At 37.5% G+C, this 25,037-nt stretch carries 20 protein-coding genes and 1 pseudogene; 8 read left to right on the top strand and 13 right to left on the bottom strand.

Translation table 11 applies throughout. The features are described 5' to 3' along the window. Positions 1 to 48: 48 nt before the first annotated feature. The 6 genes from ilvD to HT669_RS08625 form a co-directional block, all read right to left on the bottom strand. On the bottom strand, positions 49 to 1,752 hold the full coding sequence (gene ilvD, locus HT669_RS08650) for a dihydroxy-acid dehydratase (RefSeq protein ID WP_000137354.1): 1,704 nt from the start codon (positions 1,750 to 1,752) through the stop codon (positions 49 to 51). 232 nt (positions 1,753 to 1,984) lie between these two features. Beyond that, entirely contained in the window at positions 1,985 to 2,917 is a 933-nt protein-coding gene (locus HT669_RS08645) for a transketolase family protein (RefSeq protein WP_172933682.1), read from the bottom strand. Next, a complete protein-coding gene (locus HT669_RS08640) occupies positions 2,914 to 3,771 on the bottom strand; it encodes a transketolase (protein WP_000603571.1) in 858 nt (285 codons plus the stop codon). The genes HT669_RS08645 and HT669_RS08640 overlap by 4 nt, the downstream gene beginning before the upstream one ends. A gap of 3 nt (positions 3,772 to 3,774) precedes the next feature. After that, the gene (locus tag HT669_RS08635; protein WP_000975292.1) at positions 3,775 to 5,121 is read right to left on the bottom strand and encodes a PTS ascorbate transporter subunit IIC; all 1,347 of its coding nucleotides are present in this window, start codon (positions 5,119 to 5,121) and stop codon (positions 3,775 to 3,777) included. Positions 5,122 to 5,133: 12 nt separating this feature from the next. Then, a complete protein-coding gene (locus HT669_RS08630) occupies positions 5,134 to 5,418 on the bottom strand; it encodes a PTS sugar transporter subunit IIB (protein WP_000912476.1) in 285 nt (94 codons plus the stop codon). Positions 5,419 to 5,421: 3 nt separating this feature from the next. Continuing rightward, positions 5,422 to 7,452, bottom strand: a complete 2,031-nt coding sequence (locus tag HT669_RS08625) for a BglG family transcription antiterminator (RefSeq protein WP_000460929.1) — start codon at positions 7,450 to 7,452, stop codon at positions 5,422 to 5,424. Between the two features lie 180 nt (positions 7,453 to 7,632). Here HT669_RS08625 and HT669_RS08620 point away from each other — a divergent pair, with 180 nt between their 5' ends. The 5 genes from HT669_RS08620 (at position 7,633) to HT669_RS08600 (ending at position 10,123) form a co-directional block, all read left to right on the top strand. Further along, positions 7,633 to 7,782 (top strand): hypothetical protein, encoded by a 150-nt coding sequence (locus tag HT669_RS08620; RefSeq protein WP_162199234.1) that lies wholly within the window; start codon positions 7,633 to 7,635, stop codon positions 7,780 to 7,782. Positions 7,783 to 7,807: 25 nt separating this feature from the next. Continuing rightward, entirely contained in the window at positions 7,808 to 7,984 is a 177-nt protein-coding gene (locus HT669_RS08615; protein ID WP_033607100.1) for a PTS ascorbate transporter subunit IIC, read from the top strand. A 147-nt stretch (positions 7,985 to 8,131) separates the two neighbouring features. Continuing rightward, on the top strand, positions 8,132 to 8,314 hold the full coding sequence (gene rpmF / locus HT669_RS08610; RefSeq protein WP_000290417.1) for a 50S ribosomal protein L32: 183 nt from the start codon (positions 8,132 to 8,134) through the stop codon (positions 8,312 to 8,314). A 15-nt stretch (positions 8,315 to 8,329) separates the two neighbouring features. Continuing rightward, positions 8,330 to 8,479: a 50S ribosomal protein L33 gene (rpmG, locus tag HT669_RS08605; protein WP_001265622.1), complete on the top strand. Its 150-nt coding sequence runs from the start codon at positions 8,330 to 8,332 to the stop codon at positions 8,477 to 8,479. Between the two features lie 522 nt (positions 8,480 to 9,001). Beyond that, a complete protein-coding gene (locus tag HT669_RS08600) occupies positions 9,002 to 10,123 on the top strand; it encodes a Fic family protein (RefSeq protein ID WP_001066336.1) in 1,122 nt (373 codons plus the stop codon). A gap of 309 nt (positions 10,124 to 10,432) precedes the next feature. Here HT669_RS08600 and HT669_RS08595 read toward each other — a convergent pair whose 3' ends face one another. From HT669_RS08595 to HT669_RS08585, 3 genes are all read right to left on the bottom strand, one after another. Then, positions 10,433 to 12,034, bottom strand: a complete 1,602-nt coding sequence (locus HT669_RS08595) for a type I restriction-modification system subunit M (protein ID WP_000083782.1) — start codon at positions 12,032 to 12,034, stop codon at positions 10,433 to 10,435. Positions 12,035 to 12,207: 173 nt separating this feature from the next. Beyond that, positions 12,208 to 13,329 (bottom strand): restriction endonuclease subunit S, encoded by a 1,122-nt coding sequence (locus HT669_RS08590; RefSeq protein ID WP_007284838.1) that lies wholly within the window; start codon positions 13,327 to 13,329, stop codon positions 12,208 to 12,210. Next, complete coding sequence (locus HT669_RS08585) at positions 13,326 to 14,393, bottom strand: AbiH family protein (protein ID WP_000413037.1); 1,068 nt, start codon at positions 14,391 to 14,393, stop codon at positions 13,326 to 13,328. Before HT669_RS08585 ends, HT669_RS08590 begins: the two co-directional genes overlap by 4 nt. A gap of 260 nt (positions 14,394 to 14,653) precedes the next feature. Between HT669_RS08585 and HT669_RS08580 the strand changes: the two genes are divergently transcribed. After that, positions 14,654 to 15,895: a Fic family protein gene (locus tag HT669_RS08580; RefSeq protein WP_023935418.1), complete on the top strand. Its 1,242-nt coding sequence runs from the start codon at positions 14,654 to 14,656 to the stop codon at positions 15,893 to 15,895. A 153-nt stretch (positions 15,896 to 16,048) separates the two neighbouring features. Here HT669_RS08580 and HT669_RS08575 read toward each other — a convergent pair whose 3' ends face one another. Next, positions 16,049 to 19,417, bottom strand: a complete 3,369-nt coding sequence (locus tag HT669_RS08575) for a type I restriction endonuclease subunit R (protein WP_240148160.1) — start codon at positions 19,415 to 19,417, stop codon at positions 16,049 to 16,051. Positions 19,418 to 19,822: 405 nt separating this feature from the next. Here HT669_RS08575 and HT669_RS08570 point away from each other — a divergent pair, with 405 nt between their 5' ends. Then, positions 19,823 to 20,371, top strand: coding sequence for an ImmA/IrrE family metallo-endopeptidase (locus HT669_RS08570; protein ID WP_000335401.1), 549 nt, complete (start codon positions 19,823 to 19,825; stop codon positions 20,369 to 20,371). A 10-nt stretch (positions 20,372 to 20,381) separates the two neighbouring features. Then, positions 20,382 to 21,659 (top strand): FRG domain-containing protein, encoded by a 1,278-nt coding sequence (locus HT669_RS08565; RefSeq protein WP_023941419.1) that lies wholly within the window; start codon positions 20,382 to 20,384, stop codon positions 21,657 to 21,659. Positions 21,660 to 21,774: 115 nt separating this feature from the next. Here HT669_RS08565 and HT669_RS08560 read toward each other — a convergent pair whose 3' ends face one another. The 3 genes and pseudogenes from HT669_RS08560 to HT669_RS08550 form a co-directional block, all read right to left on the bottom strand. Continuing rightward, positions 21,775 to 23,022, bottom strand: coding sequence for a toxic anion resistance protein (locus HT669_RS08560; protein WP_000134328.1), 1,248 nt, complete (start codon positions 23,020 to 23,022; stop codon positions 21,775 to 21,777). Positions 23,023 to 23,043: 21 nt separating this feature from the next. Next, positions 23,044 to 23,850, bottom strand: a complete 807-nt coding sequence (locus HT669_RS08555) for a hypothetical protein (protein WP_000834988.1) — start codon at positions 23,848 to 23,850, stop codon at positions 23,044 to 23,046. Positions 23,851 to 24,511: 661 nt separating this feature from the next. After that, positions 24,512 to 24,925 (bottom strand): annotated as a pseudogene (locus tag HT669_RS08550) (IS3 family transposase); the annotation flags it as partial. Between the last annotated feature and the right edge of the window lie 112 nt (positions 24,926 to 25,037).

Below are 25,037 nucleotides of genomic sequence, written 5' to 3'. Positions count from 1 at the left end.
GCAAGGCGACGTTGACGTGGTTTGAAGAGATTTTCGAAGAGTATGAGTTTATTTTTTACCTGACTTGTCCATATTCCAGAAGTCTGTCACGGCTCCGCGTGAAGCAGATGATACGATGTGGGCATATTTACCGAGGACACCACGGCTATAAAGTGGTGGCAAGGTTGTTTCTGCCTTGCGTTTTTCAAGTTCTTCTTCGGATACGGCCATGGAAATTTCTTTGGTATCTTGGTCAACCGTAACGATATCGCCTGTACGAAGATAGGCAATTGGTCCACCATCCTGAGCTTCAGGAGCGATATGTCCAACAACCAGACCATAAGTACCACCAGAGAAACGTCCATCCGTCAAGAGGGCCACCTTGTCTCCTTGACCTTTACCAACGATCATTGAAGAAAGGGACAGCATCTCAGGCATACCAGGACCACCCTTAGGTCCAACGAAACGAACAACGACTACATCGCCATCAACGATTTCATCTGTCAAAACAGCCTGAATGGCATCTTCTTCTGAGTCAAAGACCTTAGCTGGCCCAACGTGACGACGCACTTTAACACCTGATACCTTGGCAACTGCACCGTCAGGAGCAAGGTTTCCGTTCAAGATGATAAGCGGACCGTCCGCACGTTTTGGATTTTCAAGTGGCATGATAACTTTTTGACCTGGTGTGAGGTCTGCAAAGTCAGCCAAGTTCTCAGCAACTGTCTTACCAGTACATGTGATGCGATCTCCATGAAGGAATCCATTTGCCAACAAGTACTTCATAACCGCAGGGACACCACCGACTTCGTAGAGGTCTTGGAAGACATACTGACCAGATGGTTTCAAGTCGGCCAAGTGAGGCACACGCTCTTGGATCGTATTGAAGTCCTCAAGTGACAAGTCAACATTGGCAGCATGGGCAATGGCAAGCAAGTGAAGAGTGGCGTTTGTAGAACCACCGAGAGCCATCGTCACAGTGATGGCATCTTCAAAGGCTTCACGAGTCAAGATATCTGATGGTTTGAGACCAAGCTCCAACATCTTAACAACAGCACGTCCTGCTGCTTCGATATCTTCTTTCTTATCAGCTGATTCAGCTGGGTGAGATGAAGAACCTGGCAAACTCATACCCAAAACTTCGATAGCAGTCGCCATGGTATTAGCAGTATACATACCACCACAGCCACCAGGGCCAGGGCAGGCATTACATTCAAGACGTTTCACGTCCTCAGCTGTCATGTCACCGTGGTTCCATTTTCCGATACCCTCAAAGACAGAAACCAAGTCAATGTCTTTGCCATCAAGATTTCCCGGTGCAATCGTTCCACCATAGGCAAAGACTGCAGGGATATCCATATTGGCAATGGCAATCATAGATCCAGGCATGTTCTTGTCACAGCCACCGATAGCGACGAAGGCATCCACGTTGTGACCACTCATAGCCGCCTCGATGGAGTCCGCGATGATGTCACGAGATGTTAGAGAGAAACGCATACCAGGCGTTCCCATAGCGATCCCGTCTGCTACGGTAATAGTTCCAAACTGTACAGGCCAAGCGCCTGCAGATTTGACACCTTCTTTAGCCAGTTTCCCGAAATCATGCAAGTGAATGTTACATGGTGTATTTTCCGCCCAAGTCGAAATCACTCCCACAATCGGTGTTTCAAAGTCCTTATCTGTCATACCAGTCGCACGAAGCATAGCACGGTTTGGTGATTTTACCATACTGTCATAAATGCTACTGCGGTGACGTTTATCTAATTCAGTCATTTGTTCCCTCCCATTTCAGTTTTTACTATTATAGCACATTTTAAAAGCAATGAACAGAAGAAAATTCTTGAATTTTCAGAAAATTCTATATACATATGAAATATTTAAAACTAAAAACAACAAAGCGGATTAGGGCACTTTCTGATGACCAGAATATGCTTTTTAATCCGCTTTCTTTAAATAACGTACTGTAATTGTTACAAAAATTCTTTCAGAACAGTGTATTCAACATCTATCTTGCATTATAAATTTCTAGAACTTTCTCTTTTATATTCGATTCACTCAAACCATACTCATTAAGAAGATAATCCACTTTCCCTACTTGACCGAATCTTTCTTGAACACCCATCCGATGAATTTTTGTTATTCCATCATCAGAGAATAATTCACATAAAGCACTGCCAATTCCACCTATCTGATTGTGGTTTTCTACAGTAAATATAGTTTTTCCACTTAACATTGTTTTTATCTGTTCTGGTATCGGTTTGATTCTAAATAAATCTATCACACCTACTGAATAACCTAATTTAGACAGTTCATCTGCAACTCGAATACTTGGAGCAACCATTATGCCAGAAGCAACGATTACAAGATCTTCCCCGTGTCTTAACTCAATGTAGCCTTTAGAAAAATCTTCTCCACCTTGATAGACAGCCTCTGGAGCTTTTCGAATTGTTCGAATATATTTTAGTCCTTTTAATTCTAATGTCTGGTTCAAGATTTCACGAAATTGGATATCATCAGTTGCTTCGAAAATGATCGATTTAGGAATTAAACGTAACAATCCAATTTCTTCAAATGGCATATATGTCCCACCATTCATTTCCGCAGTTACTCCTGCATCTGATCCAATAACAGTGGCATCCAATTGTGCGTATCCAAGAGAAATAAATAATTGATCAAATACTCTTCGTGAAGCAAAAGGGCCAAATGTATGAAGATAAGGTCTAAACCCCTGAATAGACAAGCCTGCTGCAAGGCCGACCATTTCTGCTTCCATAATCCCAACATTCACATAACGGTCTCCAAAGTCCTTTTCAAGATTATGAGTAGCCATCGAACTTGACAAATCGGCTTCTAAGACTACTATATCAGAATAACTTTGATTAGCCTCTAAAAGGAAGTCTCTATATACATGCCGTAGTTCTTTCGTACTTCTCATCATTCTGTTTCCTCCAATTCCTGACTTAATCTTTCTACAACTGAAGTTAACATTTGTTTCTCCTCTACAGTAGGGCGAAGATGATGATTGGATTTCATTTCTTCCAGCTCTTGAACCCCTTGACCTTTAATAGTATCTAATACAATGCACTTAGGGGATGAATTATTTGACTGTTTTAATTGGACAATCCCTTCATAAATTTCTCTAATATCTGAACCCTTGACCCTAATGGATTCAAATCCAAATGCTGAAAATTTTTCTACGAAATCACCTGGATTACAAATATCCTTTGTAAAACCATCTAATTGTTTTTTGTTATCGTCTACAAATACAATTAAGTTGGATAACTGTTGCTGAGAAGCAAACTGTATAGCCTCCCAACATTGTCCCTCATTTAACTCACCATCTCCAACAATAGCATAAGTATAAAAGGGACTCTTTCTTATTCTCTGACCATATGCAAGTCCAGTTGCAACACTAATTCCTTGTCCTAAAGAGCCCGTTGTCATATCTATGCCTGGCGTTAGATTTCTATCAGGATGAGACGGTAATTTGGTTCCATTTGTATTTAAAGAATATAAGAATTCTTTGTCAAAGAAACCATTCAAATAGAGTGTACTGTATAGAGCTGGTCCTCCGTGACCTTTTGATAATATGAAATAATCTCTATCTCGTGCTGCAAATATTTCTGGAGTCATTGGCATTATTTCACCATAAAGCACTGCTAGAACTTCTACGATAGACAGACTTCCTCCGTAATGTCCGAATCCAAGATGATTCAATGTTCTAAGAGTATTTAATCGGATGTTAGTCGCAAATTTTCTTAACTCATCTTCTCTATTTTCACTTAAAATCATCCCTTACTCCTCCTTTGCAGATGGCTTTTTAATAAAGGATACTCCAAACATAACTGCTAGAATAAGAACAAGACCAATCACAATGCCTGCTTGTGAACCAAATTGATTTAACATTCCTAAAATAATTCCTGATAGACCAAAATCTGCATCTGAGAAAGTTGATCCTTGGAAACCAAGTCCTCCCAAAACTGGCATTAAAAAGACTGGAAGAAAACTGATTAAAATACCTTGTAAAAATGCTCCAATAGTGGCTCCACGAACACCACCAGATGCATTCCCAATGACACCTGCAGTCGCTCCACAGAAGAAATGAGGCACAACGCCTGGTAAGATAACAACCGTTCCTGAAGCAATCATAATTGCCATACTTACTAAACCACCAATAAAACTAGAGATAAATCCAATTAGAACTGCATTGGGTGCATAAGTATAAACAATCGGACAATCCAAAGCAGGTTTTGAATTAGGTACAAGACGCTCTGAAATACCTTTAAAGGCTGGAACAATTTCACCCAAAATAAGGCGAACACCTGCTAAAATAACAAATACCCCTGCTGCAAATTGACCTGCTAATTGTAAAGCATAAACTAGACCACTTGTACCACTACTGATTTCTTTTTCTATATATTCTGACCCTGCAAAGATAGCTACAATAATGTAAATAACTGCCATGGATAAAGTAATACTAACAGTGCTATCACGTAAAAAAGCTAAACTCTTTGGAAATTTAATGTCCTCTGTTGATTTTGATTTGTCACCGATAAGGCTACCAGTAAAACCACTCAACCAATATCCCAAAGAACTGAAATGACCTAAAGCCACCTTGTCATTTCCAGTTAATTGAACCATATATTTTTGCACAAATGCTGGGGAAATACTCATAATAATACCGAGTGCTAATCCTCCTAGTAAGATAAGAGGCAAGCTAGTAAAGCCAGCAACTGATAAAATGACCGCAATCATACATGCCATATATAGAGTGTGGTGCCCTGTTAAAAAAATATATTTAAATCGAGTAAAACGAGCGATTAAGATATTGAACACCATGCCTGCAAACATAATCATTGCAGTAGCTGAGCCATATGTTGTTAAAGCTACAGCTACAATTGCTTCATTATTCGGCACAACGCCAGATAAATGAAAAGCATGCTCAAACATGGTACCAAATGGATTTAAAGAATTTTGTACAATTCCTGCACCACCAGATACAACTAAGAAACCAACAAAGGTCTTAATTCCACCTTTAATAATATCAGGTAATTTCTTCTTCTGAAGAACTAATCCTAAAATTGCAATTAAAGCTACTAAAATAGCTGGTGTACTAACAATATCCAATATGAACTTCATCATGACGCTAGCCTCCTATATAAGTCCTTTTTCTTCACAAAGTTTAGTAATTAATTCTCGTAGTTCATCCATATCAATAATACTATTTAAGATACGAACATCTCCAAGATGACTAGCTGAATCAGCTAGATCACGACCAACAATCCAAATATCAGCTGCATTTGGATCTGCTCCACCTAAATCATAATGTTCAACTTCTACATCTGAAACATTCAAATCACTCAATACAGATTCAATATTCATCTGTACCATAAAACTTGAACCTAATCCTGAACCACAAGCTGTACCAATTTTTAACATTATCTAATCCTCCTGTTTAATTATCATTTTAATGTCATCATAGTTTTTTGATGATATTAAAGTTTGAACATGATTTTTATCTCTTAAAATTGTTGTTAAATGTGACAAAGCCTTTAAATGACTCTCATTATCAATGGCTGCAATACAAATCAACAATCTTACCTCTTGTTCTGGATTATCCAATAAATAAATCGGTTCTTCCAAAACTAACATTGACATTCCTATTTCATTCACACCTTCATCTGGCCGAGCGTGAGGAATTGCTACTCCCTTCCCTAAATTAATAAAAGGCCCAAACTCTTCTACTTTTTGAATCATTGCCTCAGGGTAGTTCTCAGTTATCTTATCTTGATCCAAAAGCGGTTTAGCTGCTAAACGAATCGCCTCCTTCCATCCTAATTTTTGCGAACTAACCTGATAGGTTTCTTTGGTAATAAGTTGTTCTAGCACTGGTACAATTTCCTTTCGATCATTTTTTTGATAAAGATAATTCTTTAACGCCAATCTTAATTCCAATTCTTGTGTAATAATTCCATATTTTTTGACAATATTCAGGATTTGTTCAATCTCAAAATCCCCATACTCTAAATTCGGAAAATCTTTTAACACTAGTTCTACTAGTTGTATTGCTTGCTCTTCAGTCATCATAACCGAAACTAGATAATTTGGCTTTTCTGTCTCCACCTTTATGGTAGAAAAAACCATATCATAGTCACTACTAGCTTTCACCTGTAAATCATCAATCTTTAAGGTTCCTATAAACTCAATTTGAGGAAATAATGCTAATAGATTCTCTTTTAACATCAATGAAGAACTAACACCATTAGGACAAATGATTGCTGCTTTATACCATTTTTGAGGCAAAGTATCTGCTTTCTTTAAATAACCTCCGAAATGGATAACAAAATATGCTGTTTCACTATCAGGTATGGGATTGTCAATAGCGTCCATCAAGGGCATCAAAGAATCTTTGACTAATTCAAATAAATCAGGATAATGTTCTTTAACATGCAATACATATTCATTTGAACTAGGTAGGCCGAACTTTAATCTATAGTAAGCCGGTATAAGGTGGCGGCGAAGATTTTCTCTCAATCCTTCCCTTTGTTTAAAATGTAACAAAGAAATATCTTCCATTCTACTTATAATAGCCTCTGTTAATTGATTAAAGTAAACCGGAGCAACATCTACTTCACCTTCAAAGCAACTTGATAATAAAACGGTGATATAGCGATAATCATCCTCAGAAAACACCGTATCTATAATTCCCAAATCAACCACTGTATCCAATAAAATAGTGGTTATATCTTGAATAACAGGAGATACTAATGTCTCTGAAAGACATACTCTTTCAACATCCCTTTGATACCTACACAGAATGAATACTAAACCGAAAAGGTAAACTTTTAATTGATTAACAATAGGTACTAGCTGTAGCTTCTCATAATAATCTTTAACTACCTGATTTATCAAATCATAAGTTAATGAATACCCCCAACTGGATAAAACATAATCCAAACCCCAAATCCCTATGGAGGATTCCAGCAACTCACTAACCATTTGAAAAGCTAAGCGGTGCTTATTCCACTCTGAACCGTGTAAAGTATAACCTTTTGCTCTACTGTACCCTAGCTCCAAATCATTATCTAACATAATCTTTCTTAATGATTGAATATCAGATAAGGTTGTATTCTTACTTACTTTCAAAAAGTCTTGGTAATGATTATTCGATATAAAATCTAATCGGCAAAAAGTGTAAAGATAGATTAAAGCTAAGCGAGTCGACTTTGGTAAAACCAATTCATCCGACTTAATAATATCTGTCAAAGACTGCTTCGTACGATTTGATAAACTATAGCGACCTTGTTTTTTATCCAGCACTATCCCTTTATTAGCTAGATAAGGCACTAAATAATCTATTCCTTCTTTGACTTCCTTTATAGGTAAGCTCACCTTAACAGATAATTCATATAATGATAGCTCACAATGATCCATCAAAGTCATCAAAATAACTAGTGCTCTATAATCAAACATTTCTCTTCCTTTCTAACTACAATTATAGTGTAAAAGTTATAAGAATAAAAGAGTATTTGAGCACAATATAATCTCACCTTTTAAAAGAAATTATTGGGCTGAAAGTTTTTAGTGATTATTTTCAACTTTCTATTGACTTTTAAAAACAAAGTGATATCATTTAGATATCAAATAATGGGAATGGTTGAAACGACACTGGAACGGCTCAATGAAGGGGAATTGGTAGAGATTGACGAAGAACGAAAAGCTGCCATGGTTTCAAATCTCCTTGTCGTTCTTTGTGGCAATCATGATGCACAACCAATTGTCAACACGGGAAGTCTTTACTAAAGATGGTTGAAGCTAAAAAAAGCAGATCCCCCTTCGACTCTCAACAAAGTTATACGCTGCACTCACATCATGGGCAGAAGATGACTTTCGTTCAGTCAATGGGCAAATCGAATATCTCCTCACAGAATGTGTCAAACAACGGAAGAAAGACGGAAAATACGTATCAGAAACCATTGACGAACCATTTGAGATTGATATTTAACACCTTCTCCTGTCTGCCGTGCCGAATAGGAGAATTTTTTCATCTTTTTTTGTCAAGTAACTTTACTTTACAAAAAAGTTTTGATATACTATTAAAGTTGATGAAAATCAAACCTAACTGAATTATATCTTAAAAGGAGAAATTAAAATGGCAGTACCTGCACGTCGCACTTCAAAAGCGAAGAAAAACAAACGTCGTACACACTACAAAGTAACAGCTCCATCTGTAAACTTTGACGAAACTACTGGAGATTACTCACGTTCTCACCGTGTATCACTTAAAGGATACTACAAAGGACGTAAAATCGCTAAAGCTGCATCAGCTGAATAATAGAAGGGAGATACCATGCGCGTAAATATTACACTTGAACACAAAGAATCTGGTGAACGCTTGTACCTTACTTCTAAAAACAAACGTAACACTCCAGACCGTCTTCAATTGAAGAAATACTCACCAAAACTTCGCAAACACGTTGTGTTTACAGAAGTGAAGTAAGCATTCAATACGAATCAATACAGAAGAAAAACGCTGATTCAAGCGTTTTTTCTTTTTGTTAATTTCAGTACATTGCAATGAGAATCATTCGAATGACTACATTATTGATAATATTTGTTAAGCCATCAAAAGTAATTAACATTTCATAACGAGTAATCCTATTTAAACTCGTCTCGCTATCTATTTTTTCTTATCTCTGTGTTATAATGAAATAAAACAAACATTTATATTCCGTTTTTAGCATCTCATTAAAATTGTTCAACATTAATCCTTTCAATCTATACTTAATGAAGATACACACTTTTAATCAAACTTAAACTCTAAAAATATTTACATTACTATTTTAAAAAATATCATAAAATCAAAGATTTAAATTGACAATCCAGTTTACTTTTTTACTTGATTTTCATATACTTGTCAATATACCTTAGAAATATAATTCAAGTACAGGTTATAGTCACTCACTACATTGGCTTTCTATAATAAAAATATTGAGAAAAAATTTTAATAGGAATTATAAACATGAATAATACATTTAAAAACATACCTAAACCCTATTTACCAGAAAAACTTCCATTTGACTATACTTCAATATATACAGATCCACAAATAATTAGATTAGTTTCTAAAGCAGGTATAGCTATTGGAACCTATGAAGGATTTTTAGCATCTATTATCAATCCAATGCTACTAATTTCACCATTGCTCAGCCAAGAAGCCGTCCTTTCCTCAAAACTTGAAGGTACTCATGCAACTCTAGAAGACCTACTAAATTACGAAGCAGGTAATAAGGTTGATATAGAACGTGATGAACTACATGAAATTATTAATTATCGAAAAGCACTTTTTTATGCTCTCGAAAATATTACTACAATTAATGACAATAACTCTAGAGGGTTACCATTATCTAATAGAATAATAAAAGAGATGCATAAAATTCTATTGGATAACGTTAGAGGAAGCAGCAAGAATCCAGGAAATTTTAAAAGAACTCAAAATTACATTGGAAGTAGAGCAACTATCTCTTACACACCAGTTCCGCCAGAACAAACTACGGAGTATATGTCCAATTTAGAACAATATATGCATCATGATGATTTAGACTTATTAGTTCAATCAGCTATTGTACATGCTCAATTTGAAATGATTCATCCATTCGAAGATGGTAATGGTCGAATAGGAAGATTGTTAATCCCACTGTTTCTTTACTACCAAGAATTGCTATCTTATCCTACATTTTACATGAGTTCATATTTTGAAAGTGATCGATCACTATATATCTCTCATTTATCAAACATCTCTAAAAATAATAACTGGAAAGATTGGTTTAAATACTATTTGGAAGGAGTAATTTTCTCAGCAGAAGAGAGTACAAAAAAGGCACAGGATATCTTAAATCTTTATAATAAGATGAAAGAAGAAATAATACCAAAATTGAATTCTGTCTCTGGTATTCAACTTCTTGATTTCATTTTCTCTTCTCCAATTTTTAAAGCAAAACAAGTCAGCAAACACCTCAGTATCTCTGAACGTACTGTATATACATTATTAAATAAATTAATTGATGAAGAATTTCTTTCAACAGACTCTGCTCAAAGAAATCGTACTTACTTTTGTCCACACCTGCTAAGAATAGTTCAATAATTTTATATTGAAGCTCATCTTCGTTTTGCTTCACTTCTACTTTCTTTCGTGAAGTAAAAACGGNNCCGTTTTTACTTCACGAAAATAATACACACTTTACTTATTTTGTTTTAGAAAAATAACATCACTTCTCAAAAAGTTAGTCATTATCTTTATGTTAAGGATTAAATTCTGTATTTGATAGGACTGAATCCTTTTAGTTTAGTTCTAATTCGATTTTTACTTAAATAATCAATAACAAAAATGACAATAGATTTTCTACTGTCATTTTATTTTTCTAAATTTTTAGCAGAGTATTCTCACAAGTCTCTAAATCTCTTTCAACTTTTCGAGATAGGCGGTTAATTCTGCTTGGGCTTCTGGTGTTGTGCCTACTAGTTGGCTGCGCATGTGTGCGAGTCTGGCTTCTACCTCTCCAATCTCTTTATCAATCTCTGCGAGCTGGTCTGCGAGGTCGGCTAGAGGAACAACGGGTTCTTCCTCAAAGGTATCGACATAGCGTGGAATGTTGAGGTTATAGTCATTTTCGACAATTTCTTCAAAGCTGGCTAGATGAGCAAACTTCTCGACATTCTCGCGTTTTTGATAGGTCTCCAAAATCTTGGCAATATGGTCTTCGGTCATATTGTTTTGATTTTTCCCTTTTTCAAACTCTTTTGAGGCATCGATAAAGAAGACATCCTTATTGGTGCGATTCTTTTTAAGGATGATAATAGTTGTCGGAATAGAGGTATTGTAGAAGATATTTGCTGGCAAGCCGATAACTGTATCAATAGCGCCTTCTTCTAGCAGGTGCTGGCGAATCTTCTGCTCGGCTGCTCCTCGGAAAAGGACTCCGTGGGGAAGGACAATGGCCATGACCCCATTATGCTTGAGGTGGTAAAAGCCGTGAAGAAGGAAGGCAAAATCTGCTTTTGACTTAGGTGCAAGAACTCCATAACTTGAAAAGCGAGGATCTTGCAGGAAGCCACTATCTGCTGACCACTTCAGTGAATAGGGTGGGTTCATCAAAACCCCATCAAAGTCTGTTGGCTCGGTAGTCGGCCAATCTTCATCTAGGGTATCGTGGTTACTGAGGTGATAGTTCTCAATCGCGACCCCATGAAGCATCATATTCATGCGAGCAAGGTTGAAGGTCGAAGTAATCAACTCTTGACCGTAGTAAGAAATCGTCGAAGCTTCCTTACTATAGCGCTTGGCATTGAGCAAGAGAGAACCAGACCCCATGGTCGGGTCGTAAACCGACATCCCCTTTTGATGCTCACGCCCTGCAAAGACAATCTGAGTCATGAGGTGAGAGACTGCTTGAGGTGTATAGAACTCTCCAGCCTTTTTCCCAGAATCACTAGCAAACTGGCCAATCAAGTACTCATAAGCATCACCCAAGATATCACCAGCATGACTAGACACATTGAGGTCGTTGAGCTGTTTCATAACCTCAGAGATGGTCTTGTTTTGCTTTTGTGGAGTATTACCTAGCTTTTTCGCATAGAGGTCGATATCTTCGAAGAGATTTTCAAATTTTTCATTGGCCTGCTCGATATCACGGAAACTTTGGGCTAGGGATTCTAGCTGGAAGGTTCCTTCATGGATAGACTGGACCAGCTTGGTAAAGGTCAGAGAAGGCTCAATCACATAGCCTAGCTCGTCATTTAAGACCTCGATGAGGTCTTCACGGACATCTGCATCCGCAAAGTTTTCCTCGTAGAGAAGCTGGGCTTGCTGGAAGGACTCAAAGGTCTCGTCCAAGTTATCACAGACGGCTTGGAGGATGTTGTCGGATAGGTACTTGTAGAAAATCAAGCCCAAGAGGTAGGACTTGTATTCATTAGCTTCCATCTGGCCACGCAGGATATCTGCCGCATTCCAGAGGGATTGGTAGAGTTCTCTTGATAAATCTGTTTGTGACATAGGGTCTCCTATCAATTTCTACTTTCATTCGTTTAGTGTAGCTTTCTGAGGTCTTTGTATCTTAGATAATCGAACACGACCTAAAAGCTGGGTAAAAAAGATAAACTGTCTGGTCTTCATCGAATACTGTCCCAGTTTCCTATTTTTACTGGGCTTTTGACGGTCTTTGTATCTTAGATAAACATTTTTCTGAGTAGGGTTTGTTTGCTTTCTTTGAGCTGGTTGACTTTTTCCTCTTGCTTGGCAATGGCCTTGTCTAGGTCTTGGAAGAAAGAACCGATAGCTTCTTGTTCAGGGAGAGAGGGAACGAAGACGGTAAATGACTGAATTGTTGGCAATCTTAGCGAATCAACCGTTGCCTTTACTGTATTCCTCATAGCATGCTGTTTAAAATCTTTTTTCATCTGCTGTAGTACAAACTTAGCGTTAACATCTGTAAAGTTAGAGATTTTATAAACACGTTGATGAACATCGAATTTCCCATTTACATAATGAAAAATTTCTCCTAATCTTCCTTCTCCAGGTATTAAGATAGCCTCTCCATCAAAAGAATATGAATTAATTCGTTTTACTTCTTCTGAACGAATGTAAAATGGATATAATCCATTCTCAACAGAATCTTGAACATCTCTACCACCAGTTTTTATATTCGTAACTTCCCCCAACTTCACTTCCTTCCAGTCATTTTCAAATCCTGCGAAGCGAAGGGCTGGTTTGGTTTGTCCTTTGGCTGGGAAGAGGAGTTTGAGGTAGGTTTTCTTCTGCTCTTTGAGCACCTCTAACTTACGCTGTTGAAGGCTAATGAGCTGGTCAATATCTTGGAAGAAAGTTGATAGAATAGAAATCTCTCTAAAATCATTAGGGATAACTAAACTAATCTCTGACATTACATTATTCATTAATTTCGGGTTGCCAACTTTTGAAACATATTTCCAAGCTTCGTTATTTAATATTTCTGCAATCACTTTATTAGCAAAACCTTCATCAGACAGTAAAACACCGTTCACATTTGTACTATAAAATTTTCCTTCCCTGTAATTTACCGTTCCAGCATTTGCTCCATCAGTTGTCCAAGTTATTGCTGTTTCAAATAGATATTTATCATAATAGCCTAATAACCCTTCATTTTTGGTTTGAGAAGAATATACAGGATATTTATAAGTATCTGTTTTTTCTTCTGATATCTGCGTTGTTGCTAGTACTTGTCCCCTAGTAACTCTAAAAATATCTGAGACTTTCACTTCCTTCCACTCATCTTCAAATCCTACAAATCGATAACTTGGTTGTTTTATCATATTACTCCTCCAACTATTTCATCTTTATTTGTATCTATAAATTGCAATTGATAAGCTTTATGAGCACCCCATGCCTTAAGTATTTTCTTAATAGTATATTCATACTTCTTATCAAACTGGTCTACATAAATGCTCACATTCGGTGCCTGTTTAAAGATTTCTTTAAAGTACGGAGCATCCACTCCATTCTCATCCCGAATACCAAAACCAATGAAGTAGATTTCTTTGATAGAACTTAAATTTTTGAAAAGGGATTCGTGCTTTCTAAGTTGCTGATGGACGGGCTTTCTAGTCAAATAAACTAAATTATGAAGAAAGTCACGTACCTCAGTTGGGTTATTTTGTCTAAATTTATCATAAGAATCCATTTCACGATTATGTCCAAATATTAGTTTATCTTCAGAAATACTTCCATGTATATGACATATTTGTTCAGAATTTATACCGTAGAAATCCTCTAATAACATACTATAATTAAAAGTTAAAAAGTAGGCATTTTTATTGTGTTCAACAGATTTCTTTCGTTTTAGTTTTTTTAGATTAGTAGGCATATTATCCCAATCAAGAATAAAACATTGAACCCATTCCCTAAATAAGTTTTCAATGTCTGCTCTTAGAAATTTTTCAAGAATCGTTGCCAGTTCCTCAGAATATGTTTCTAAATTTTCCAAGACACAAGATGGCGGTATAATTTTCACCTCATTTATCCAACCTAAATCACGCTCCAACTGAGACCAAAAATTTTCTAATCTCATTAATTGCATCATATGTCGATAAATAAATTGATACCGTTCATGTTTATCTAACTGACCATTTCTAATTTTAGGCAGAGAATATCCATATATGTCTCTCAACTCATCTTCATTAACATATCGATGTTGTTCTTGAATTTCAATATCCTTTTCCCTAAAAAAGTCGCAAATTCCCTTTGATGTTTGCAACGACTCTAACAACTCATCTTTCCCATAAGCCTGCTGATAAACAAACTTCTTGAAATATAGATAATTCGTCTTCAAATCATGCGCCATATCAAAACCATTTCCGATAATAAATAATTTCTCCACTCTATCCCCCCTTTCTATTACTCCATTTTCTTATTTCTACACTTTAGGTTTTCTCTTTTTGATTTCTATTCTTCAATTTTACCTATTTTTACACTTTAGGATTGCCATCTATCATTTCTATTGTTCAATTTTGGCCATTTTTGCACTTTAGATAGGAAACTATGCTATTCTATTCTTCAATTTTGCCTATTTTGAAACAATAGATAGGCTTATTTTATGATATAATGTTAAAAAACGTTGAAATGCGAGGATGACTACATATGAACTATAGAGAACTTAGAAAAATCTACTACAGTCATCGTGACCAGTATGAGGAAGAGTATCAACTACGCTTACAAGGATACAGTTCCATTAGAACATCTCTTTATCCTCATTTAATGCAACGCGATACTGTCAAAACAAGTCAATACCCTTTATTTGTAACCCTACATCTAGGGATTTCCCAACTGATGGAAACTATTTCACAGCAGTCTCAACGAATTAGTGAAATAGCTGATACCCTCCCTAAGATTGCCCACGATCAGTTTTATAAAGAACAGCTCTACCAATCGATTATTTCCACAAATGAAATCGAAGGTATCCATACAACTCGTAAAGAGTTGGTCGATGTGGAGAAACTCCTAGAGGAAGACCCCTATAAGACCGAACAAATCAAACATCTTTCCACCTTGCGAATGTACCAACAAATCCTTAAGGATGAATTTCTCCAAATCCAATCTCTTGAAGATATCAGAGGGATTTATGACCAATTAACACAAGGAGAAATCTCGCCAGAGGATGAACTCGATGGAGAGTTTTTTAGACAGAAATCGGTCTTTATCCAAGACGACAAGACTGGCAAAGTCATCTATATCCCACCTCAAAAGGAGGAACAGATTCAGGTCATGCTGACAGAGTGGATTCGTTTTATAAACGACCATTCTATCCCAAACCTTGTCAAGGCTTGTGCTGGACACTATTTTTTTGAAAATATACATCCCTTCTATGACGGTAACGGTCGGACAGGACGCTATATCCTTGCCAAGTACTTGTCTAGAAAACTCGATAAATTTTCAGGGTTAGTTTTGTCCCAACAAATCAATCACCATAAGCAAGACTATTATAAGGCTTTTAGGAATACTGGCGATCATCTCAACCGTGCCGATGCTACCTTCTTCGTTGAAACCTTGTTGACTTTTATCAAGGAAGGACAGGAAAATATTATCCAAACCCTCCTTGAAAAACAAGAGCAACTGAATCGCTATAAAGTTAAGATAGAGCAGACAGAAGGGCTGGAGGAAGTCGAGAAATACATCTTGTTTCTACTCGCTCAGTCCAAGCTCTTTGTTGATGATAAGAGAGATGGTATAGAAGATAGAAGCATCATCCAACTGGCCAATCAGTCCAACCATCATTACTCTAAGAAAAAGGTCAAGGATGCTTTCTTGCATCTTGAAGATAGGGGAATTTTGACCCTAATTGGTCGAAAACCTTCCCAACATTATCTTTCTGACTATTTTTAATACTCAATGAAAATCAAAGAGCAAACTAGGAAACTAGCCGCAGGCTGCTCAAAACACTGTTTTGAGGTTGCAGATAAGACTGACGAAGTCAGTCACATATATACGGCAAGGCGACGTTGACGTGGTTTGAAGAGATTTTCGAAGAGTATAAACCTATCTCCCTCTTAGCGGTAAGATATCCTCTGAAATCATGCGCATATAGTCCTCTTTGAGGGCTTTTTTGTATTTGAGTTTTGGTAGTGCCTTGTCTCCGTGGGCTTCCTTATAGGCCAGATAGTCCTGAGATTCCGTAATGGCTTTTTCACCATTTTGCTTGTCTCGTCCGATGCGGTAGTTGTCCACTACGAACTGGAGTTCATCCTCTCCTATCTGCCAATAATCTGCCGTTTCACTAATCTTTTTCTGGGTTGTTAGCTCAATCATCTCATCCAACTTATGGGTCACAGACTGCCCCTGATAGCTCTTAGCATCTGCTTGGACATTCTGCCAGAGTTTGGAGATGAGGCTGGATAACTTGGGATTGGATTTGTTCAAATCTTCGATATAGTTATCTACCAGACCCTTTTCCTTTTTACCGATAAGGTTTTCCCGATTTTCGATCAAGGCTTGGATGAGAGAGAGGATATAGTGATAGTTTATCTCGTCGGTGCGGATGGATTCGAGCTCATACTCGATATCCAGCAGCACACCTTCATCTTCTTGGTCTTCTTTTCTGCGTCTGCGGAGTTCTTCGATGACATTTTGATATTGGCCGGCAAAGTTCTCGATGTCTTCTAGGCTAAGTCCAATCTCTCTGAGGATGACTTTCTCATCATAGTCAGAATAGACTTGTATAGAAGATAGGAGCTTGTCAAATTCTTGGAAGGCCTTGGCAAAGCGTTTTAATTCTGCATCTGTCGCTGTATCCAAATCCGGCACCTGCTCTGGACTTGGAGCGATGGCTAATAGTTGATGAACCTTCTCCAGAAACTTGGCCTTCTCCTCCTGCCATTCTGGGGCTAAAACACTGCTTTCGCCACCATTTGAGTAGAGGCTCAGAGCTTCATCCACCTTTTCTTTAAAACGGTCAGGCGTTTGGAAAGTAACGATTTGGCCGAATTTCTTGCCTTCATCAAAGAGGCGATTGGTTCGTGAAAAGGCCTGAATGATGTGCTGGGGTTTCATGGGCTGACGGTCCATGAATAGGGTCGATAGGCAAGGGGCATCAAAGCCTGTCAACAAGCGGTCCACAACGATAACCAAGTCCAACTGTTCCTCACGGAAGGCAAAGCGTTCTTTCTTACGGGCCAGACGGTCGTTGAGGTCACTATTGTAGGATGCAATGGTTGCTAGGCTAAAATGGGTACCAAACATGGCATTGTAGTCTTCTAAACTCTCCTCCATATAGGCTTGGTTGACATAGGAGTTTGCTTCATTTTCTGTCACAGAGTAAGTAATGGCAACCTTAGGGAAGTCTGGCAAAACCTTTTTAACATTTTCCGAAATGCTTAGAGACTTCTCTCCATTTTTGACTTGCTTAATCAGGTTATAATAGGCCTGCGCACGGACAATGCTTTTGACAGTCAAAATGGCTTCATAGGTTTTTCCTACCCCATTTTGGAAACCGAGTTTGCGTCTTGAGCGATTGAGAATAGCATCTAAAACGGCAAGCATATGTCCTTCGTCATCATAACGCTCCTCGTCAATCTCATCTTCTGCCCAACCAGGCATGGTCGTCTGATACTCCACATTAAAACCAAGAACCGCCTTGTCATGGATGGCTTCTTTGACGGTATATTGGTGGAGGCAGTCACCGTACTGCTCTTCGGTCGTCTGAGCAAGGTCTCCTTTTTGTTCACGTTTATTTTCTGTAAAGATAGGAGTTCCTGTAAACCCATACCAGAGAGAATTTGTAAAGAAGTGCTCTAGGTGGCGCTGGCGTTCAGGAGTCACTGCGCGATGGCATTCATCAACAACAAAGCCTAGTTTGAGTTGTTTGATACGATTGTAGACCTTTTGGTGACGGCCTTCATCAAACTGACGAATCATAGCATTGATTTTCTGGATGGTCGTCACAACGACACGGCGGTCATCAGAAGCTAGATTTTTAACCAATTCCTGTGTATCATCGGTCTCGTCGATATCGATCATATCGTTCTCTGCGTAAGATTGAAAAGAACTAGTCGTCTGCTGGTCAAGGTCTGTCCTATCAATCACAAAGATTGTCTTCTCAATAGATGGTATCTGAAGCAGATTGCGCGAAACCTTATAGGAGGTCAGGGTCTTTCCTGAACCGGTCGTATGCCAAATATAGCCTGACTGGCGCTTGCGACTGGCTTCACGGATAGCCTCAATGGCATGTACCTGATAGGGGCGTAATAAAATCAAGGCCTTCTTGTCATCATCAATGACAGAATACTGCATGACCATCTCGTGGGCTCTCGGTATCGACAAGACAGACTCTGCAAAGTCAAATAGTTGAGGTTGAGGTCTATTTTCACTATCCACCCACTTGGTCAAGAAGCGCTCATTTAGCTTGTTGGCTTTGGCAGCTGCGATGTAGCGGGTGTCTGTGACATTAGAGACGACAAACATCTGAAGACTTGAAAAAATGCCTCTGAACTGTCCTTCTTGGTCGTATTTTTTAATCTGACGGAAGGCATCCATGTAAGGATGAGAACGGCTTTTTAGTTCAATCTGAATCATAGGCAGACCATTGATCAGCAAAGTCACATCCCCACGACGCTGGCGAATCCCTTCTCCGCCTGTGATGACTTGATTGACAACCTCATAGCTGGATTTGCCACCAGCGACATTGTTTCTCCACAAGACTTCCAAGCGAATGGTGCCTAAACTAGCATCTTCACGTTGAACCTGCACCTTGGCAATGCCATTTTCCCCTGCTATCCACTTGGCTGCTTCGTAGAAGTTGACGAAATTGAGCTGGTTTTTAATTTGATTTTTCTCTGAATTTGTAAGGGGATGGTCTTGCAAAATGCGGACATTATTGGCTTCCAGCTTGGCAAAAAAGTTTCCCCATAGGAGGTCTTCTGTATTTAACTCAGGTCGATACACCCATTGACTTTCTCCCTTTGTCAACCGGTTGATCAAATCTCGCTCGATAGCCAATTCCTGTTTGGTTTTGGCTTTACCTGCTACAGGGATAGCAGTCTCATCTTTGGGAGAGAGTCTCTGGCTGATATGGAAATCCTGCAAGGCGGCTTGATTGAGATATTGCAATTTTTTGAGAAGATCTTGCTCTGTCCCTTTAATGGCTTGATAGCCTTCCGTCAATTCTTTATCTGCATCTAGGTAGTGATGTGGGTTCTTCTTTATTTGGATATAACCCTGCACCAAATCTTCTAAACGTCTCAGCTGAATAGCAAGCTGGTTCTGGAGTTCCTGAGAATTGCTTCCAGATGCTTCTTTCTGGTTGATAGCTTCTAGGTATTCTACGATGGCAGTATAACTAGGCTGCAACTCAGGTGCTGAAACGATGAGTTCTTGTTCTAATTCTTTTGATAACGTGTAAGCCATGTTCATACCCCATTTCTACAACGCAAAAAGCCTACCAAAAACATTGGTAGGTTTTGAAAATGGGTATGAAAACGCGAGTTTATATATATATATACAAGCTAGTTATTTGCTTAAATCTGAAAACCATAGGGACTCTTCCTTTTCATTCATCCAAGGCGTTGATAAGATCGAAAAACAACGCCTTTACTTCCTTCTATTGTATCATAAAAGACTAGTAGTGAAAAGGTTTCCCATGGTTTTATCTCTTATTTCAGAGTAAAGGTAGTTTCTTTCTTAAATTTTCAATCTATCTATAGACTAAAAGATCTTTTTAGTTTAGAATAGTAATATAAACTATTTTTGTATCATGATAACTTAGAATAATTCATAATTTTTTAATAAAAATAAAAAATATAAATAGGAGAATTTATAATGTGTAAAGTCTATAAATATAGCGAACTATACTCAACAGATTTTATGTCTTATTTTGACAATAAAAAAGAAGTAATATCAGACATTGAACTTCAATCAGATGAATATAGTATAGATATTGATAAAATTATTGCTGAATTAGGAATTGAGGTTATAGAAACATACTTCGATTCGCATTCTGGAAAATATGATGCTGACACTAAAAAAATGTATGTTAATATTTTGGAACCGCTACAGCGTCAACGATTTACTAAGTCTCATGAATTAGGCCATTTTGTGTTAAAACATGAAGGAATTTCTGAACGTGAACAAACACCAGTAGCGAATGCTAAAGAAAGAGCTGCTAACCAGTTTGCAGCAGAACTACTAATGCCGCAAAAGTTAATCATAAAAGCAATCGATAGAATGGCAATAGATTATTCTATGACCTGGGAGGAATTAGATACTTTAAATGATGAAATTATTATTACTTATCTTGCTGAAAAATTAAATGTGTCCAATCCGGCTATGAAATATAGACTTATTAATTTGGGTGTATTGTCCATTTAAGGAGAATTTTATGTTACTTAGGGATAAATTCTATGAAAATTTAGGGACCTATTATTCATCCCCTGAAGAAATAAAAAATCAACTGAATTCAAAAATCTTTAATGATTTTAAAATAGTAATAAATATAATTGGAATAAACCAACCTCAGGAAGATTTAACACCAATTTACAAAATTCAAAATCTAGAACTCTCATCAACAAATAAAAACTCTAAATTGCAAGATGAAATCGATGATATCAATAAATATTTATTAAGTGCAGGTACGGGATTAGGATATAAAGATGAAAAAAATTCATGGAGTTTATTTTACTTAATAAAAGAAATGATTACATCGTTTCAAAGACAAGGCTATAATTACTATAGGGGACAAAGAGAGGATTGGGAAACAGTACCAGGGATATTTAGAAATTTACAAAATAGTGAAGGAAATAAATACTGTAACACTTTTGAATCTCTTTATCTAAATATCTCTAGAGAATTTCCTGATGAAGTTAAATATGTCCCTTTAAATCAAGAAATGTTAGATATCCGAGCTGATGAATTAGCTATCTTACAACATTATGGTTTGCCAACAAGTCTACTAGATATTTCCGAAAATCCATTCATAGCCATGTTGTTTATGTTAGGTTTTGGGAAAATAAAAAATCCTCAGTTAGAGTTCTATAAAATTGACTCCAGCAATGATAGTGAGAATGGAATAATTTCTTTAGTTCATAAGAAAATTACAAATAAGAGAATACGGGCACAAAAAGGTGCTTTTATAAATTTTGATAAACTTATTAAATTTATAAATTTTAAAAAAAATGAAATAGAATTAGAAAATTATAAACCTATCGATAGAATTATTCTAAATATCAAATTTAATATAGAGGCCTCTATTAAGTCTTTAAAAAATCAGCAAAGCTCTAATCATACTAAGCCAGAAGATGATCTATCTTCTAAAAATTTAGACGGAGTAATTAAATTTTTAGAAGGAAAGTCTGTCAAATCAGGTTCTGATAAAAATAATCAAGAGGAAAGAATTTCTGGCGACTACTATGAATTAATTCAAAGAGAACTTTTACGAAAGTTAAAAGAATACAATTATGAAACAAATGCCTTATTTCCAGATTTTTCAGACTATTTGATTTATAAATCTAAAGAATTCGAATTAAAAGATGATAAAAAATCTAATAGAGCGGTACTTAATGAATTAAAAAAAAATTCAAATAACCTGCCTTATCATAAAAGCAAAAAGAATAGAAAAGGTAAATATAGAATCACAAGAGTCTGGAGAAAAAGTCTTTGAAATCAAAAAAACGCATAATATCAAGAATTATACAACCTTGATATTATGTGTTTTATTGTAGAAAGATTTACTTCATTTTCTCCTGAAATTGAGTTTTTCCCAGCATCCTTGTGTATTATTCTTGTACTTCTTTCTGAGCAGCCTTGCCTTGGTCGAGAAGGGCTTGGACGATTTTCTCATCGCGTAGTTTGACAGAATCGTTGATCATTTCTGCGGACTTGACGATGGTTGTTTCTAGTTGGGCACGTTTCTGGCGTCCCAATTCAATAGCTGCGACGATACCTTGGTTTTGAGCGACCAGACTTTCAGCCAATTTGGTAACAGACTCAACAGCGACTGTCGGGCTTTGGGCAATTCTTTCCATCTGCGGAATCACTTCCTTGCTGGTCTCAGCTAGCATCTGAAGGGCAGCATTATTGGCATTGACAATGGCATCTGCCACGACACCTGATTTCATGGATTGTTGCAAAATACCCAGTTGGGCAATGGAAAGTTTCATTGTCGGAATCGTATTACGACGAAGCATTCCCAATTTTTGGCGCATATCAGATGACACCTTCACAAGATTTCGCATCTGAGGTGTTGTTGCCCAGGCAACATAGAGACGGCTGACATACTCAGTATGTTGTTGTTCAAGGGTATTGACCACTTCAGCCATGCGGGCCAATTCTTGTGACTTGGTTTGGTATTCTACCGTACTTGTATCGAGTTGGTCAGCTTGAGCTTTCAGTTCTGCAGCGCGCTTGCCAGCTTCTGTCTGGCTGGCTTCGATAAAGGAAATCACTCCCACTAGATTTTCAATGGATTTGGTATTGTCCTCAATCAACATCTCAGCAGAGACGATATTTCGAGCTAGCACATCTTCTTGCTTGACCACTGCGGCAGCCATGCCATCGAGCTTTTGCTCTACTGTTTTTGAGTCAAAGTAAAATTCCTGTAGGGTATTCTTGCTCTTGTTAAACAATCGTTGCAAAAAGTTTGGCTTTTCTTCTAACTCAGCAATTTCAGCGTTCTTGTATTTGACTACAAAGCCTTGCAACTCACGGTTGGTATTCTTGAGAAGATCATCCACTTGGGGAATCTGCAGTTTCTTTTGTTCTGACAAGATACGGTTGACCGTATTGTTCACACCTTCTACAGCAGATTGGCCAAAATCCAAAAGAGCATTTTGATTGGTGACAAACTGGTCTACCAACTGGGGCACGTGCGCCTTAATCCCTTCTTGTTGCTCAGGGCTCAGCTTCTCAAGGAAGGTCAAGGTCTTGTCCGAGCCAGTATTGGTCTCGATGATTTGGGTTGTCTTATCCACCTTAGCTACCGTATTATTGGCAATCTGGTCAATATCAAAATTAAATTCTGTCATGGTTACTCCTTTGTTTCTAACCTATTCTTTACGATCTTTTTCTAGGATACGCAAACTAATATCAAAATCACGCATATCTGTTTCATTGAGTTCTCTCAACACCTGGTCCAGCTCAAGGTCAAATTGTTCGATAGCTGATTTAGCTTGCTGTAAACGTTCTTCTGCTCGATTATAGTTTTTAGGATTGGCCTTAATCTTTAAATAGCCTTCTAAAATCGTTTTGAATTTCTCCATCTTCAAACTATGAATGGCCGTCAATTCTTCCTTATCCCCCTCGGCAGAGGTGGCAATCTTGTCTAAAATAGCCTGATGGTCAACGGCAATATTATCCAAGGTCTGAGACAATTCTGGAGCTAGTTCCTCTGGCTCCGCATTTTCAAGTTCTACCTGACTTTCTCTATCCAAACGTTCTAGCTGAACATCGATGTTTGCCCTTACTGTACGAACCTTTTTGTCAATACGGTTGTAGATATCAGCATCGATATAGGACTTGAGACAATCCGCCTCCTGATGGATTTCCCTCAGTTCGATCAATACTTGATTGGCCAGACTCTTATAGGAATCTGAACCTTTTTCTACTAAAGTTCCCTCCAATTGCTGAATATCCTTGTCCGCCTGACGAATACGAGCTTTTAAAAGCTCAATCCAATCGTCGAGAGAACGATCCTGCAAAAGAGGATAGCGCCAACGTTTATAGAGACGATAACCACCATAGCCTAGCAGGACACAAGCCGCAAGTGGGAGAGCATATTGAACCAAAAGGCCCAGTAAGAACAAGAAGCCCCAAAAATAGAGACAGCCTTTGCAAAAACCATTACCTGATTTCATAAACATTCCTTATTTTCAATTTATAAATCTATTTTAGCACAAAAGAGCAAAATGAGGGCGGAAATCCCCTAGAAAAGAGTTGATTTCTTTGCTGTAGAATGGAGGCTAGTAGAGCGTGGGCTAATTTCAGTAAAGCGGACTCAAACCACAGGCTTCAGTGTTATAAGATTGCGAAATGACCTCTGAGGACATATCAAAACAAAAGCTTGAAATATCGGAGGGGTTGTGTTAGAATGAACTTACAATGTGAGTAAAGTTACAGCATATGTAACTAAAAAGCCCCACCGTGCCACCGATGGTTTTTTTTGCTACCCTCTTAAAGGGTTAACCATTACTTCTTACGTTTCTTAAGCCATAACTTGAAAAGCTCAGATAACACGTTAATAAGTAACAGAGCTAGAAACACTGTGAGTAAAGTTTCTAGCATATGTAACACCTCCCTTCCTTAAATTGAGGGGGCCAAAATATAGTAGATTGAAACTAGAATAGTACATCTGGATTTCTAAAATATTACTAGAAATTGATTTGATTGTCCTGATTGATTTGTCCTATTTTTATTTTATTTCACTATATTATATCATCAAGATCACGTAATTCCCAAACAAAAACGCCTTTATGTGTATGTACTGATGTACTGACCCCAAAAAGTTAGACAATTAATTTAAGCAAAGGATTTAGTTCTGTATTGCACAGGGCTAAGTCCTTTTAGTTTTACCTTAATTCGTTTATTGTTGCAGTAATCAATATAGTCTACAATAGCTTGTTCCAATTGATTAAGCGATTGAAACGACTTCTCATAACCGTAAAACATTTCCGATTTCAGAATCCCAAAGAAGGACTCCATCATACCATTGTCTGGGCTGTTACCCTTACGTGACATAGATGGTTAGATTCCCTTATTCTTTAAAAAATGACGATAGAAATCGTGTTGGTATTGCCATCCTTGGTCACTATGGAGAATTGTATTTTCGTAATGGTTCTCTGTAAAGGCTTGTTCTAGCATAGCTTTCATTTGTACTAAGTTCGGCAAATAGGAGATAATTTCACTGTTAAAGCCATCTAAAACTGGTGATATAGTTGCTTAGTTTCAAACAAGCATGTTATAATAAAGCTATGGCATATAGTACAGATTTTAAACAGAGAGCATTAGATTACATCAAAGAGGGGAACAGCCATGTCGAGGCAGC

This window comes from Streptococcus sp. 2100, assembly GCF_013276335.1.
Classification (GTDB): domain Bacteria; phylum Bacillota; class Bacilli; order Lactobacillales; family Streptococcaceae; genus Streptococcus; species Streptococcus pseudopneumoniae.
The sequence above is the reverse complement of the archived record's forward strand: the minus strand, read 5'-3'. Positions and strand labels throughout refer to the sequence as shown.

Coding starts and splice junctions, on each gene's coding strand:
- HT669_RS08565 (WP_023941419.1), top strand. CDS start 20,382: ATGTTACTTAGGGATAAATTCTATGAAAATTTAGGGACCTATTATTCA.
- HT669_RS08590 (WP_007284838.1), bottom strand. CDS start 13,329: ATGATAAAACAACCAAGTTATCGATTTGTAGGATTTGAAGATGAGTGG.
- HT669_RS08575 (WP_240148160.1), bottom strand. CDS start 19,417: ATGAACATGGCTTACACGTTATCAAAAGAATTAGAACAAGAACTCATC.
- HT669_RS08645 (WP_172933682.1), bottom strand. CDS start 2,917: ATGATGAGAAGTACGAAAGAACTACGGCATGTATATAGAGACTTCCTT.
- ilvD (WP_000137354.1), bottom strand. CDS start 1,752: ATGACTGAATTAGATAAACGTCACCGCAGTAGCATTTATGACAGTATG.
- rpmF (WP_000290417.1), top strand. CDS start 8,132: ATGGCAGTACCTGCACGTCGCACTTCAAAAGCGAAGAAAAACAAACGT.
- HT669_RS08555 (WP_000834988.1), bottom strand. CDS start 23,850: ATGAAATCAGGTAATGGTTTTTGCAAAGGCTGTCTCTATTTTTGGGGC.
- HT669_RS08620 (WP_162199234.1), top strand. CDS start 7,633: ATGGTTGAAACGACACTGGAACGGCTCAATGAAGGGGAATTGGTAGAG.
- HT669_RS08625 (WP_000460929.1), bottom strand. CDS start 7,452: ATGTTTGATTATAGAGCACTAGTTATTTTGATGACTTTGATGGATCAT.
- HT669_RS08635 (WP_000975292.1), bottom strand. CDS start 5,121: ATGATGAAGTTCATATTGGATATTGTTAGTACACCAGCTATTTTAGTA.
- HT669_RS08595 (WP_000083782.1), bottom strand. CDS start 12,034: ATGTCACAAACAGATTTATCAAGAGAACTCTACCAATCCCTCTGGAAT.
- HT669_RS08600 (WP_001066336.1), top strand. CDS start 9,002: ATGAATAATACATTTAAAAACATACCTAAACCCTATTTACCAGAAAAA.
- HT669_RS08630 (WP_000912476.1), bottom strand. CDS start 5,418: ATGTTAAAAATTGGTACAGCTTGTGGTTCAGGATTAGGTTCAAGTTTT.
- HT669_RS08560 (WP_000134328.1), bottom strand. CDS start 23,022: ATGACAGAATTTAATTTTGATATTGACCAGATTGCCAATAATACGGTA.
- HT669_RS08580 (WP_023935418.1), top strand. CDS start 14,654: ATGAACTATAGAGAACTTAGAAAAATCTACTACAGTCATCGTGACCAG.
- rpmG (WP_001265622.1), top strand. CDS start 8,330: ATGCGCGTAAATATTACACTTGAACACAAAGAATCTGGTGAACGCTTG.
- HT669_RS08570 (WP_000335401.1), top strand. CDS start 19,823: ATGTGTAAAGTCTATAAATATAGCGAACTATACTCAACAGATTTTATG.
- HT669_RS08640 (WP_000603571.1), bottom strand. CDS start 3,771: ATGATTTTAAGTGAAAATAGAGAAGATGAGTTAAGAAAATTTGCGACT.